Source organism: Antarctobacter heliothermus (assembly GCF_002237555.1).
In the GTDB taxonomy this organism is placed as follows: domain Bacteria; phylum Pseudomonadota; class Alphaproteobacteria; order Rhodobacterales; family Rhodobacteraceae; genus Antarctobacter; species Antarctobacter heliothermus_B.
The window spans coordinates 2,676,863-2,690,670 of sequence record NZ_CP022540.1 but is presented as its reverse complement, the minus strand read 5'-3'; the positions used below and the strand labels follow the sequence as shown (position 1 = coordinate 2,690,670).

The 13,808-nt window shown below is 54.5% G+C and carries 9 protein-coding genes; 6 read left to right on the top strand and 3 right to left on the bottom strand.

The annotated features are described in order from the left end of the window. Positions 1-19: 19 nt before the first annotated feature. Both ANTHELSMS3_RS25570 and ANTHELSMS3_RS12800 read right to left on the bottom strand, forming a co-directional pair. Complete coding sequence (locus ANTHELSMS3_RS25570; RefSeq protein WP_157733503.1) at positions 20-1,045, bottom strand: hypothetical protein; 1,026 nt, start codon at positions 1,043-1,045, stop codon at positions 20-22. Between the two features lie 379 nt (positions 1,046-1,424). Continuing rightward, complete coding sequence (locus ANTHELSMS3_RS12800) at positions 1,425-2,489, bottom strand: hypothetical protein (protein ID WP_094035200.1); 1,065 nt, start codon at positions 2,487-2,489, stop codon at positions 1,425-1,427. 257 nt (positions 2,490-2,746) lie between these two features. Between ANTHELSMS3_RS12800 and ANTHELSMS3_RS12795 the strand changes: the two genes are divergently transcribed. The 3 genes from ANTHELSMS3_RS12795 (at position 2,747) to ANTHELSMS3_RS12785 (ending at position 7,732) form a co-directional block, all read left to right on the top strand. Continuing rightward, complete coding sequence (locus ANTHELSMS3_RS12795; RefSeq protein ID WP_094035199.1) at positions 2,747-3,007, top strand: hypothetical protein; 261 nt, start codon at positions 2,747-2,749, stop codon at positions 3,005-3,007. A gap of 184 nt (positions 3,008-3,191) precedes the next feature. Then, the gene (locus tag ANTHELSMS3_RS12790) at positions 3,192-3,836 is read left to right on the top strand and encodes an NADPH-dependent FMN reductase (protein ID WP_094035198.1); all 645 of its coding nucleotides are present in this window, start codon (positions 3,192-3,194) and stop codon (positions 3,834-3,836) included. A gap of 482 nt (positions 3,837-4,318) precedes the next feature. Next, the gene (locus tag ANTHELSMS3_RS12785) at positions 4,319-7,732 is read left to right on the top strand and encodes a TM0106 family RecB-like putative nuclease (protein WP_094037106.1); all 3,414 of its coding nucleotides are present in this window, start codon (positions 4,319-4,321) and stop codon (positions 7,730-7,732) included. A gap of 494 nt (positions 7,733-8,226) precedes the next feature. Here the strand turns inward: ANTHELSMS3_RS12785 and ANTHELSMS3_RS12780 are convergent, their stop codons facing one another. Then, positions 8,227-9,657 (bottom strand): hypothetical protein, encoded by a 1,431-nt coding sequence (locus ANTHELSMS3_RS12780; RefSeq protein WP_094035197.1) that lies wholly within the window; start codon positions 9,655-9,657, stop codon positions 8,227-8,229. Between the two features lie 615 nt (positions 9,658-10,272). On the opposite strand from ANTHELSMS3_RS12780, the gene ANTHELSMS3_RS12775 reads away from it, so the two are divergent. From ANTHELSMS3_RS12775 to ANTHELSMS3_RS12765, 3 genes are all read left to right on the top strand, one after another. Then, positions 10,273-10,809, top strand: a complete 537-nt coding sequence (locus ANTHELSMS3_RS12775) for a hypothetical protein (RefSeq protein WP_157733502.1) — start codon at positions 10,273-10,275, stop codon at positions 10,807-10,809. Between the two features lie 90 nt (positions 10,810-10,899). After that, complete coding sequence (locus tag ANTHELSMS3_RS12770; protein WP_157733501.1) at positions 10,900-11,466, top strand: hypothetical protein; 567 nt, start codon at positions 10,900-10,902, stop codon at positions 11,464-11,466. A 75-nt stretch (positions 11,467-11,541) separates the two neighbouring features. Next, on the top strand, positions 11,542-13,668 hold the full coding sequence (locus ANTHELSMS3_RS12765; RefSeq protein WP_198319802.1) for an AAA family ATPase: 2,127 nt from the start codon (positions 11,542-11,544) through the stop codon (positions 13,666-13,668). Positions 13,669-13,808 lie beyond the last annotated feature (140 nt).

The window sequence follows — 13,808 nt, the reverse complement described above, 5'->3', positions numbered from 1 at the left end:
CCGAAATGGATGCGGTCACTTATTTGAGACGTAGTGGAAGCCAGGACAAGCTGCTGTCCTTATCTATCCATTCTTCAAATTGCATTGTGAGGCTGGCATCCCTCGCTCCTTCTTCTTCAGTATGGCCCCCACTCAAAATCAAGCCATCTAAACCTTTGACACTTGGTTTTATAAACCCCGCGGCTGCCCCGTTATTAATGGCCTGCAAGAACGCTAGGGCGCGAAACTCTTCTCCGGCCGGCTGCTCCACATCAGGGAACAGATCTTTCATCTCGTCGATTGCTGGCATTAATGCCTTTGCGAAGCCAGCCAGCCGGGCTGGAATGCTTTCCTGGCGGTAGGGTGCCAATGCAGAAATGAAATCAACTAATTCTTGATCCTCATGCAGTGAGAAATCAAAAAATAACCAAAACGCTTCGGCTGGAAAGAGATTATCAGTCAAAGGTTCAAACAGGTTTTTTGCACGAACATGCAATTCACGCATATAAGTCATTTGCTCCGCAATAGTTAAACGATCAAGTTCTGCCGGAATCGCGAGTGCAGTTGTGCGGAGTGCGAAATCCTTCGTAAATATTGGGTTAAAATTTCGATTTTTGATGCGCCAATATTTTACTTGGTCTTCCCCTACACCTTCAGGGTTATGCCATCTTCCAGGCCTCTCTAAGTAGCGGGAAACTAAATTGAGTCGTGTTTTGCGCTTGCCGATAGCTTCGGCCTGCGCCAATTTCATTAAGATAACTATCGAAGGGAGCCATGCATTCACATCAAACCTTTTTCCAGGCTTGCGTACATGACGGCTGTCTGTACGTAGATCGTCACGCTCTTCTATTGTAGACAGCAGCATGTCAGAGACATAATTCACAAAATTGACTAGAGAAGATTGCAAAACCCCCTGATCAATCGGTGGTACTATGCCAACTTTCGGACCGCCGATCCTGGATAAATTTGAAGCATTTCGCGCAATATCTAGAAGCAGCGGTAGGATCGGCATCTCTGCCGTACCAGCTTGACACAACAGCGGCGCTAATGGTTTTTGTTTTCGCATGGCCTAGTTACCTCTTCGGAAACGGGGATTAGGGAAGTTAGGGAAGTAGTTTCTAAAAAAGAAAGAACAAGTAAGAATAGATTCTATCGACACCTCTCAACCTCCCTACAAACCAAAATGAAGTAGTGTGAACGGATCCATCATGTTTAGGGCGGCGGCGGTGCTGTTCACGGCCCACAGCAGGCGTTGCCCCCCTCGACAGTGCTGCGGTGCGGCCGTCGAACCGGATGGGCCGGTCGTCAAGGACGGCCCAAAGGAGGCATGCAGTCACTGAAGGCTATGCTGCCGCGCGACCCGTCAAACTGGACGTTCGCCGCAGTTGTCGCAAAAAACTAAGGACCGCAAATCGACCAGTGGAAGAAACAGTCGATTGGGGCCGCTATTCGGATGGCGCGAACTCGATCCCCTTATCTGGAAATGCCTTGAGCAGATTGACAATGGCTTGCTTCCAGTCCGCCCCGCCCCATTGGTTCAGGAAAGCGTATGTCCGGCCATCGAAGTGGAGGAGCTCATCCTCACCGCAGAAGTATCGAGTCGGGTCGAAGCTGCGCCCCTCCTTCGCCCGCGCGTCTTTCGCGAGGCGATAGAAGTCTTTCGCGTTTACTTCCCCATCAACAGAAACGAGCGCCCTTTTGGCGCGCGGGCCGCAATATTCGGCGACCTTCTCCGGGGCGATGCCTTCCTCCACGAGATGGCGGAATATTTGATAAATGGCGTGCCGCTTCCGCACCCCGGAGAGCTTACGTCCACCGAGACTGACATCGTAGCTGGTCCAGTCTCGGGTGTCCGAGCGCGCCTCGCGCTCCTTGCGCTTCTTCTCGGTGACCCGAACCTGGTATTCCGCCATCTCCGGGAGCGGGATGATCTGCTGGACATCGACGAAAACTCGGCCGTCGTGGTCGTAAGGCTGGAGGCGCACACAGCGGATGTCGATGCCGCGCTCGATGAGCCAGAGAACCGATGTCGTTAGCTCGCGAGCGAACTCGGCCGAGGCCAAGACGATCCGGGCGTCTTGCGCGAATGCATCTTCATCGGGCTCCTCCCACCCGAGGAACTCGAGCAGCTCGGTCCGTGCATCCGTGTCGGCCTTGCCGATCTGTGCCAAATAGCGACTGAAAACGTCGGCGGCCTGATCGAAGGTCATGGTCGAGACCATCGCGGCATAGCGGATGGCCTGAAGTTCCATATGGCCGCCGTCTTCCGTTCGCTTGAGCTCGACCACGACGAGGTTCGCATCGCGATCGATTCCAAGAAGGTCGATGCGCCGCCGCGACTCGTCCCAGTCCCCGAACTCCTCCGCGATGACCAGCGTGTCGGGTGCAACCACTGAGATGTTCGCCCTAAGAAGGCGCTGAAGATCACGCCGCTCCTGCAGCTGCATTTGGCTGAACGTGGTCCTGAGCAGGGGGCGGATTTCTTCGCTGGCAAACTCGTAGATTGGCATGAGCACTTCTGACCTTATGAAAATTACTGCTATTCAATCTCGGTGCAAACCCATGGGCAAGCGCCATCGTCACTCCCGGCCCTTTTCGGACCTGAAGTAAGGTTGACAGATGCTGCGGTGCGGCCCGCTAAAGTGAGCATTCGCTGCATGTGCGAAATCGGGTGGTCACTAAGTGTCACGTCGTCTAGGCTAGTCTTTGAGTTTAATCGGCCCAGACACGCATTCGTCGCGAGGGCTGATCATCAAAGAGTTAACACATGTTCGAACGCACCAAACCTTTTGCCGCCGCTATATGGAAACGGTTTCGCGGTTACCCGCTTTTCGTTCAGCTACTTTTGATCGTACCCATCCTATGCGCGATTGCGCTCACGTTGTTGGTTGGAAACATTGGGCTAGCGTTGATGGGGACTGCTGTTGCGATAAATTCGGTTGTCGCGGGCTGGATCGGTGGCGTTCTAATTCTGGTCTTGGGCAAGGCTGGCATCATTGTCGCCAAAGAACACAAAAAGAAGGGGTAAATCCTCTTCGTTGTTGAATCCGGCCCAAACCGGACCTTGTCGATACCATCAATCGCCACGCTGCAACTTCACCAGACCGGACTTTCGCTTCGGCTGCGTGATCTTGGCGCCCCCGAACTCACAACTTGCGGACCATCCGGGATGCCCAGTTGAGTTAATCGCCCGGCCGCTCTATCATCAAAGCATGAAATTCCTCATCTTTTTGGGTTCAGCCCGTGACAGTACTCCGCCCCGACCGGCAAGGCTGGGCCAGCGCGTCAGTATGATGTGTCACCGTCTTATCGCCGACCGCGCTCATGACGCGCAGATCATCGATCCGCTGGATTACAACATGGGGGGCGTCTTCAAGCCGCATTTCGCCTATGCCGAGGGACGCGCGCCCCAGACATTGAGCGATCTGGCGGAGGCAATCCTGGCCGCAGACGGCTATGTGATGGTCAGCCCGGAATACAACCACTCCATGTCCCCAGCACTCGCACATCTTCTGAACCACTTTGGGGCGTCGCGCTTTGCGTGGAAGCCGAGCGCCATTGTCACCTATTCGGCCGGCCAATGGGGCGGTGCGCGCGCGGCCATAGGTATGCGCGGGTTTCTCTCTGAGCTTGGGTGCCTGCCGGTGTCGGCAATGTCCCACCTTCCCAAGGCACAAGAGATCCTCGACAACGAAGGGGCATGGAACTCGGACTCCGTGAAATGGGACGGCTACGTCGGGCGCACGTTCCATCAGCTGGAATGGTGGGCAGAGGCCGCGCAGCGTCAGCGCCTGGAGGGCGATACCGCCGCGACGGGCGCATTCAACCGCGACCCGTCACAACGCAACGCGCCATGACAGGCCCGAAGGTCTGGGCGCTTAGGGCCGGTGCGGGCAGCAAGCCTATCCCGCGATGCCCATTGAAAATGGCGACTTGATCATGACAGAAGTCAAAGTAGCTGCGTCTTTGCTAGAGCCGACATCAGCGCAAGCTTGGTCAATGGCCTGTTCGAGGCCGAATTCCGGCCCATACCTGCCGTTGGCCAGAGAGGCGAGATGTTGCGGTCGCAACCCGCATTCCCGACATTCGCTGCAACCGCGAAAATTGATGCAGGTCGAACTTACAGTCTGTGGAGAGGCTGTGTGTACAGGCCGAGACTACTAGCGTGGTTTACGACAGCCCTCCCCGATAGTTGCCCAGAAAAATCAACGGGAGAAACTAATTGCGTTATTATTTCTCTTTTTATCCATGATGGGCGACATCAGATAGAGCAAAAGGCTTGCATGAATAATTGGTTGAATGGCAACGTAGATCAATCTAATTTGATATGGCGCTTTTTATGAAGATAATTAATGACACCATACAACTCAGCGCCACAGACCTTGTTGGTCATCTCAATTGCGGCCACCTAACAGCACTTGATGTGCAGGTTGCGACGGGTGCGATAAAGAGGCCTGAGAACTACGATCCTCTGCTCGAGATCCTCCGTGAAAGAGGCCAAAGGCATGAAGACGCATATATTCAACATCTTCGGGATGCGGGTCATCAACTGACCAAAATCGAAGGCGTTGATATCACCGACTCTACTGTTGATGCGACCCTCGAAGCCATGCGCAATGGCTCAGAAATTATTATTCAAGCGGCACTCCGACATGGACGATGGAGTGGCCGAGCGGATGTTCTACGGCGAGTGGAGGTCCCGAGTGATTTGGGGGATTTTTCCTATGAGATCATCGACACCAAGCTGGCACGAGAAACAAAAGGCGGCACAGTCCATCAGCTTTGCCTTTATGCTGATCTTCTCGCCAATGCGCAGGGGCGTCCGCCTGAAAAGGTTTTTGTCGTCGCGCCGTGGTCTGACTATCAGCCGCAGGAGTTTCGGTTTGCGGACTATGCTGCGTATTTCAGGCGTGTGAAGGCGGCTGCAGAAAATGCTCTGGAGTTGCCAGAAGACCAAATCGAATATCCTGACCCAAAAAGTCACTGCGATGTGTGTCGATGGGAACAGCAGTGTGACAACAGGCGACGTGCCGATGATCATCTCTGCTTGGTGGCGGGCATATCAAAAAACCAAATCTCCGAGCTCCAAGCCAATGGCTTCGGTACCGCAAAGACGTTGGCAGACATGCCAAGCCCAGTGCCTTTCCAACCTCAACGAGGTGCACCGGCATCATTTGAGAGAGTGCGTGCGCAAGCTGCAATCCAGGTGTTTGCGCGAGAGACAGGTGAGCGGAAGTTTGAGTTTTTGGATGTAGTTCCCGAATTCGGGTTTGCTGCACTGCCCAAACCCTCGACTGGAGACGTCTTCTTTGACATTGAAAGTGATCAGTTTGTTGGCGAGCAAGGGTTAGAATATCTGTTCGGCTACAGCTACTTTGATGATGCCGGTGCTGAGCAATACGAACAAGGTTGGGCATTTGATCGCGTGAGCGAGAAAGCTTGCTTTGAACGCTTTGTTAATTTTGTGACAGCGCGGCGCGCGGATCACCCAGACATGCACATCTATCACTTTGGCGGCTATGAAGCCGGGGCTCTGAAACGTCTAATGGGACGCTACGCAACGCGTGAAGATGAAGTGGACAATCTTCTCCGAGGCAAGGTTCTGGTCGATCTTTTGACAGTCACAAAACACGCTATTCGTGCCAGCGTTGAAAGCTATTCACTTAAGAAACTTGAGCCATTCTGTGGATATGAACGCAAGGTTTCATTGCGGGATGCCAACATGGCACTGACGAGAGTGACCGCAGGCTTAGAGCTTGACGACATTCCATCTATTGACGCGGACACTATGGCGGTTGTCGCAGCTTACAATGCTGATGATTGCTTTGCGACGAAGAGCTTGCGTGACTGGCTCGAAGACTTAAGGGCCTCAAGAGTGGCAGACGGTGCTGAAATTCCGCGTCCTGAGCCTGGACAGGATGGCCCAAGCGAGGAACTCAGCGAACAGCAACAGCGCGTTCTGGCTCTGATTGAACAGCTTGCCAATGACATCCCCGTTGATCCTGAAGAGCGCTCATCAGAACAACAAGCGCGCTGGATATTGGCTTATGTTCTTGATTGGCATCGCCGTGAAAACAAAGCTGTTTGGTGGGAAAAATTCCGACTTCAAGCATTGAGCGGTATCGAACTTCTGGAAGAAAAGGCGGGCATTGGTCGCCTGCAATTGATCGATGTTGTTGAGACATCCAAAACCGGAATTCCCACACATCGCTATAAATTTGACGCGCAGGATACAGACGTCAGAGGCGGCGAAGGCCTGCATAATGTTGGTGGCGATAAAGTTGGTACTGCTGTCGCTGTATCGTCAGAAAATCAAACAGTCGATATAAAGAAGTCAAAAGCGACTGCCGATGTTCATCCCGAAGCCGTTTTCGCGCACAAGTTCATCGATCCTAAGGAACAAGCGGCCTCGCTGTTTCGCCTGGGTGAATACGTCGCCGAAAACGGCATCGAAGGTGATGGCCCTTATAAAAGCGCGCGCGAATTATTGCTTCGCGCACCGATGGATATTGGTGGCCAACCCTTCCAAGCCGATGGTGAAGGAACCCTTGATGCAGCATTGCGTATCGCAAGGGAAATGAATGGCGGTGTGCTACCCATTCAGGGACCTCCAGGGACAGGAAAATCTTTCACTGGCGCTCGGATGGTCTGTGAGCTTGTGCGGCAAGGTAAGAAGGTTGGGATAACGGCAAACAGCCACAAAGTGATCCGCAACCTGATTGATAAAGTGATTGAAGCTGCGCCAACAATGGGCGTCGATCTGACCTGCATTCAAAAGCCCGAGCAGGGTAATCAGGAGGCCGACGGACCGAACCTCATCTTCGCAAAAAACAATGATGATGTTTTAGGCAAGCTTGCTAACGGTGAAGCTCATGTCGCTGGTGCGACCCACTTCTTCTGGGCAAGAGAAGATGCTTTTGAAGCCGCTGATGTGCTTGTTGTTGATGAAGCTGGTCAGATGTCTCTTGCTAATGTTTTGGCCGTTTCCCAAGCGGCACAAACTGTGATCATGCTAGGTGATCCACAGCAACTTGAACAGCCAACGCAAGGGACGCATCCAGATGGAACAGGCGTTTCAGCACTGGATCACTTGCTTGGGGGTCGTCAAACAATCGAGCCGAGCCAAGGCCTTTTCCTTGGAACGACCTATCGCCTACACCCAGAGATTTGCGCGTTTAATTCCGAACTTTTCTACGAAAGCAAACTGCATGCAGTTGAAGGGTGCGAGCAGCAACTCGTTGAAACGGAGAGCGCTGCATCGGGTGCTGGAATGCGCTTTCTACCGGTAGCACATAGCGGCAACACCAGCTCGTCTATTGAAGAGGCCGACATAGTCAAATCCTTGGTGGAAGATATTTTAAACCAAGGCGCAGCATGGACGGATCGGAATGGAGTGACCAAGCCGGTCACACTTGAGGATATTCTGATCATTGCGCCATACAACGCGCAAGTGATTGAAATTCAGAAATGTCTGCCGACTGCACGTGTTGGAACCGTTGATAAATTCCAAGGTCAGGAGGCACCGATTGCGATTTATTCGATGGCAACGTCAAATCATGCCGAGGCGCCAAGAGGCATGGAGTTTCTTTACAGCGGGAACCGCTTCAACGTGGCCATTTCTCGGGCGCAGTGTCTGGCCATTTTGGTCGCGTCGCCTCAGGTTTTTGAGGCTGATTGTCAGACACCACGCCAAATGCAGTTGATCAATGCATTCTGCCGGTATCTTGAGATGAGTCAGAAAATCGAGACTTGAAGCTTTCACAAGCTGCAACGACGCGTTGGCGTCAGACCAAAGCGTGCAGCAGCCCAATTGCGCATGTTTCCCGCCATGAATGTAGAACGACAAGTCTGACCCGTTTCCGACATTGGATCCGAGCCCAGTATGCTGCATTGCGGCGCGCCGAAGCTGCTATTTGTATAGAACATATATAAGCTGAGGGCGGCATCAAATTCAGTGATGGCACGGGAGCGAGATACTCAGTACACGTTGAGATTGAAAGCCTACTGGCTCTACAGCTTCTACAAATTAATTTTTTGGGTTGGGGTTGAGTGACACGAACGGCCCAGCGGACATTCAACCACAACCTGAAATGCTGCGGTACGGCCCGTCGAAGTCGCCGTTCGCTGCGCTTGCAAATTCAAGTAGCCGTTGCAGAAGGTCAGCTATGCAGATTTGCGGCAGATTGGAATGATGACCGCACTCATGCCATTGGGGGAAATAATTGCGTGCCTCGCGTCTCACTCCCTTCAAAGTGAACTTTTGGTAGTCAACACTCCCTTCATACATTCGGCGGCTTGGAGCATAAGTTCGCGGAACACGTCGTCTGGTTTGTTACCCTTAGCAAAGTTTACCCACTTACAGACGATTTGAACTTTGCCGTCTGCGTATTCGCGATCATCGCTATCGATCCGATCAGGTGATGGCGCGTTCCACCCACTTGGCTCGAACGGAATGTTTGTGATTTTGCACCGGTGACCTTGTTCATGTGCGAGCCGCTTGATTAAGGTTTCAATATCGCAACCCGCCTTCAACGCGACTGCCTTAACGGTCTTTTGAACTTGAATCTCGCGGTCGCTATCGTGTTTGGTGCGATACTTTACACCTGCGGCGATTTTCTCGTACGCTTCGGACAGCAACTCGTCCTGCGTTGTGTGCTTTGCAATCCGCTTCTGGTTCGTATTGCACCACTGCGACCACGCGCGCGCACCGGTGCCCCATTCCACCTCTACGCGACCGACAAACTCTTCGAATTCAGGCAAGCGCTCCAGGTCAAACCGAGAGTGCGGATGATCGTCGTTTTCGCCGAACTCCGCGCGATACAGAATATGTTGACGTTGATCTTCAGGGAACTTCCATTGATCTAGCACCCGATATGCACCAACGAATAAGGCAGTCGCAGAGTTTTCGCTTGGGATGAATTGAAACACGACTTCCGCGTTATGATACGGGTTGGCGTTGTCGTCACGCTGATACCCAAAATAATGTTCAAGGTTCGCCCGTGATTTTTTCCAAAGACCGACCGATTTTGGGGAGTGACGAACAAAACGACAGGTCGAGAGATCATAGCCGGACGTTTCTTCGATCAGTGCGTTGAAAGTACCGGATTCTGCTTTCTGTATTGGTTCAAGAACCGTGTTGGGATCATCTTGCAGGACCAACCACATCAGGTGGTCGAGTTCCCATTGGGTGACGTTCAGTTGCTCCCCTAAGTCTATCAGAACGTCGCTCACGACTAGGTAGCGACCACCAATGGTTAGACCGCGCTCGAAGATCGGCCAAAGCCCGAGTTTTTTCAATGCAGCTTCCGTTGTGCCGTTCCATACTCCCCAACGGCCGTCAATCGTGCAGAGCAGCGCGGACGCGGTCCCAATGCCCACACCCGGAACGTCAGTTGCTTCGTCAATGCGGCCGGCGACATTTACTTCGTCAGCAGTAAGCGCGGCCAGAGCGAGACGAAAGTTATTGTTGTCCAGTGAAAGGGCGACCTGCCGATACAACGTGGTCCAATGCTGGTTCACGTCGAAATCCAAGAACCTGCGGTACTGCTGTGGCGTGATCCTTTCGTAATCACGCAGAATAGGTCCCCACGTTTCCTGGACATGTCCAGAATTCTGGCACGCAACCCGATAGGGTTGAGTTTCGGTCAAGTCTTTAAGTGTCTCTATTGCATTCTGCACGTGAGGTTCCTTGTGCCGGATTGGAAAACCGCATTGTTCATTTTCAGAGCTATGTTTGCAGAAATTTGTCCCCTAATAAAGGCGTCTACTCACTTGGAATCGGCCCAGAGGAGACATTCAAAGGGTGTCATCTCAGAAAAACAGCAACAAGCGCCATTGCCGCGCGAGCGGCTTCGTCCTTCCGCCCATTGTGTTGAAAAACTCGGTTTTCGACTTGGAAGGTGCTAATCGGCGGAACAACTTCCCGCGATGGCGCCATTCTGCGAACGACGTTGGCCAGAAGACGCCTTGCGAGAACGATGTTCCGGATTTTCGGGGCGAATTTCCGATGGCCGAGTTTTTCAACAAAATCCGCCCCATTTTACACTGTCATTCGGCGCAGATCGATCCATCGCCAGTATTCAACCATCAAAACCCTCATAAAAAATCGCGAGTCGTTTCTGCAGCTTAGCGCGCGTGGCACGATTTTCTTGGCCTTTGACTCTTGGAAGCCAAAATCTCAGCCATAGATTCTTAATGGGAGCGCTGAACATGTAGCGTTCTTTAAGTCGGGCGAAGCGGGAGTTGGTCCCTCCCACAACGCCCTAACCACGCCAATCTTCTGAGGAGATCAACATGGCTGATTCAATCCCTACCACGCCCGATGGCGTGCATGAAGTCCCACATTCACACACCCCTGTAAGCCACGCGTTTCGCGGGTTGCTGCGCGCCGCGCATCACGCGGTGACGTCAGAGAACGACCTGGAGCTCGCTGGCGGTGCCCGTTTTGATCCAGCACTGGCGCTGTTCCAGAGCGAGGCCGATGAGGCTTGGTCTGCGCTTGATGCGGCGCTGGAGACAGTGCTCAACACGCCCAACCGCCGCGCTGCCGATCACGCTCTCAAACAGATCGCGCAGGTCTATCAGTTGTGCCTGTCCTTGACCGATTATGGCGACATGCTTGCGCTTTATGAGCGCTACATCCGTCACAGTGGTTTGTTCCGTGTGCGTGGCGCGACCGCGTCTGATCTTGCTGTAAATGCGTTGATCGATGAGGCCGATACTCTACTGAACGCGCTCTTTGCATTGGAGCGGTTTGGTGCTGTCGCCTATCACCGCGATGATGATCCTGATCCCACCCCGAGCGAGGCCCTTACAGCGCTGGCGGCATAGCCCGCCGCGCCTGTCAGTCGCGTGTCGAACCTCCGCGCCAGTCTTGGCGTGACGTTCGGCACGCCCTCCCTCTTTCGAAAGGATCAGATCATGATCACACAACCCTATTTGCGTGGGCTCGATTTGCCGCGCGACCCCGCGCCGCGCGCAGACGCGCTTGTTCCGCTCACCGAGCTGCACGCGTTTCCCGACATCTCGACGGCGGCCAAAACCCACCACGCGAAACGCTTTGGCAGCGCCGCTGAGCTGCTCTGCGATAGCCTCTTGATGCGCCTTGGCATCGACAGTCATCCGTCGCCTGAGTTTCAAGCTTTCGACCGCCTCATTTATCTGAACGACCGCCCTTTGCGGTTGCAGATCAAGGTCCGCTTGAGCGCAGAGAACAACGCCTTCTGGTTCAAGGTCGCCCATGGCAACCCTCGCCACGCCAGCGGGGTGCGCGGCTATCGCCACGATGCCTTCGATCTTCTGGCACTGGTGATCCTGCATCATAATGTGGTCAAGTTCAGCGCCTCCAAGGCCTCACAGCAGCAGATCGCATTGTCGGAGATCCCACGCCTGCGGAACCACCCGTTTGAGAGCCTGCGCAGCGCGTTCAACGCACTCGAGGTGAGCGAGACGCTTGATGAGGCTCCCGCGCAGCTGAACGCCGCCTGAACGGTTCACCCTCCCTCTTTATAAGGCCACGACGCTGTCGCCGTGGTCTGCATTCCAATGCTTTGGAGGTCTACCATGACCCAGAATTTTTCCTCACTCCCCGGTTTCGCCGCTGCCAAGTCCCATCTGCTCGAGCATGCCCTGACTGTCAGTGATCTCTTTGAGCGGATCAGTCACGTCGACGATGAAGTTCCGGGCTGGCCTGAACCTGAAGCTGCCCCCCAAGACGCGCCCTTGCTCGATCCGCCGACGCCCGCGCCGCTCAACGGCACACATTGCATGCAGGCTCTGGCGATCTTGCAGCTCGCCAAGACCTTTAAGGATCGCGCCCTGACAGCGCTGATGCGAGATGGGCGGCCAGTCTGTCTCACCTTGCCCGATCACGATATGGGTGAGATCGTCGAGATTGCTGCTCAAGCGCTATATCCAGAAGCTTTTGCGGTTGGGCGCTCCGGCAAAATCTGGCGCGCGCCAGAGGCGGCCACCAGCGGCAAGACCATCATCGCGCTTGCGGAAGTCAAACTGCGCAGCTTCCTGCATGAGGGGCACAGCGTCTTGATACTCACCCCCTCCGAACAGATCACCTCTCCCCAAGTGCAGGACCTGGTTGGGCATGATCTACGTCTCGCGCCTATCAGTCACGAGATGATCCTCGCTGTACTGTCGCTGACGCATACGCCGACCAGCCCAGGTGTCACCGGTGCGCTTGTGGACACATTGCCGACGATGACAGAGCTTGGCCGCCTCACGAGTTTAAAACTCATCATGGCCTTCCAGGCCGATACCGCAATCGAGGTCGCGCAGCGCCTGTCGCGGTTTGCCGCCGCCGCCCCGCAAGAGGCAGAGCCAAAGCTCAGTGATGTCTTTGGTCAGGATGAGGCCGTCGCGGCTTTTATGCAGCTACAAGAGGATGTGGAGGCCTGGCAAGCCGGCGACGTGGCGTGGGATCAGATCACATCCAGCCTGCTGCTTTATGGTGCGCCCGGCACTGGAAAAACCCTTCTGCCGACCGCCTTCGCGAACAACGCCAAGCTGCCGCTGATCAAGACAAGTTACGCAGATTGCCAAAAAGCAGGTCATCAGGGTGACATGCTGCGCGCCCTCGACATGGCTGTCAACGAGGCCATCAACAGCGCGCCTTCGGTGCTCTTTATTGATGAGATAGACGCCTTCTATGCTCGAAACAGTGAGGTCCATAATAGCCGATACATGATCGGGGTCGTCACAGGCTTGCTGACACAAATCGACCGCGTGAATGCGACGGCGGGCGTGGTTCTTGTCGGGGCCACAAACCACCTGACTGTCGTGGATGAGGCGGTGGTCCGCGCCGGGCGCTTTGATCGTCACATTGCAATTGCTCCGCTAAATCTCGCGGCAATCACCTCGTTTCTTCAGGCCAAGCTCGGACACGTGGTTGAGGCGCGCGAACTACGCCACATCGCGGCACGCATGATCGGGGCGACAGGGGCAGAAATTGATGACTTTATTCGCAAAACCCGGACACTCGCGCGCGAGGCGCAGAGCGATATCTCGGACAGGCTTTTAAGGCGCGCGGCCGACCTTTATCTACCGTGTCCGGACACCCCCTTGCTGCGCCGGATTGCAGCACACGAGGCCGGACATCTCCTCATTGGTCACGTTCTAGGGTTGCCACGTGCCACCCTCGCGCGGGTCACGCCGAAAGGCGGCGCGGTGCTGCGTGACCAACGGGTGATGCAGACCAACAAGACCTTGAACGACGACCTGGCGATGCTGCTCGCGGGCCGCGCGGCCGAACACCTCTTGTGCAACTCGATCTCAAACGGTGCGGGCTGCGGGATCGACAGCGATCTCGCCAAGGCCACCCGGCTGGCCCTGCAAGCCGAAGCACAGTTTGGATTCGATGAAACCACACTGCTCTGGCACGACATACCCCATCCACCGCGCCCCTATGATATCCCGCATGATCTGGCTGTCCGGGCCACAGCACGGCTTAAGGCTGCAGAGGCAAAGGCGACCGCACTGTTCACGGAAAACCAACCCGCTCTGTTGAAAATCGCAGACACCCTGTTTGAGCAACGCGAAATGGAGGGGCGGGCGTTGGAGGTGCTGCTGGGAGAGGCGGTCGGTCGCGCGGATGATGGCAGGGTTCTTAAGGAGTGTCCGGACATACCTGAGACATCTGATATCGCGGAACATCAACTGTACTCCAAGTTCGTTTAATTGGCAAAAGTCTGAAGACGCTGCACGTGACTTTACGGTGCATTTAGTCAATCATTGTTCCAAATTGGGCTTCCTCCATTATTGAATGTCTTATCATGAGAAAAAACATATGGTTATGAAAAATGCCCCTTTTGTACTGC

Coding starts and splice junctions, on each gene's coding strand:
- ANTHELSMS3_RS12795 (WP_094035199.1), top strand. CDS start 2,747: ATGTTCGAACGCACCAAACCTTTTGCCGCCGCTATATGGAAACGGTTT.
- ANTHELSMS3_RS12765 (WP_198319802.1), top strand. CDS start 11,542: ATGACCCAGAATTTTTCCTCACTCCCCGGTTTCGCCGCTGCCAAGTCC.
- ANTHELSMS3_RS12775 (WP_157733502.1), top strand. CDS start 10,273: ATGGCTGATTCAATCCCTACCACGCCCGATGGCGTGCATGAAGTCCCA.
- ANTHELSMS3_RS25570 (WP_157733503.1), bottom strand. CDS start 1,045: ATGCGAAAACAAAAACCATTAGCGCCGCTGTTGTGTCAAGCTGGTACG.
- ANTHELSMS3_RS12770 (WP_157733501.1), top strand. CDS start 10,900: ATGATCACACAACCCTATTTGCGTGGGCTCGATTTGCCGCGCGACCCC.
- ANTHELSMS3_RS12785 (WP_094037106.1), top strand. CDS start 4,319: ATGAAGATAATTAATGACACCATACAACTCAGCGCCACAGACCTTGTT.
- ANTHELSMS3_RS12800 (WP_094035200.1), bottom strand. CDS start 2,489: ATGCCAATCTACGAGTTTGCCAGCGAAGAAATCCGCCCCCTGCTCAGG.
- ANTHELSMS3_RS12790 (WP_094035198.1), top strand. CDS start 3,192: ATGAAATTCCTCATCTTTTTGGGTTCAGCCCGTGACAGTACTCCGCCC.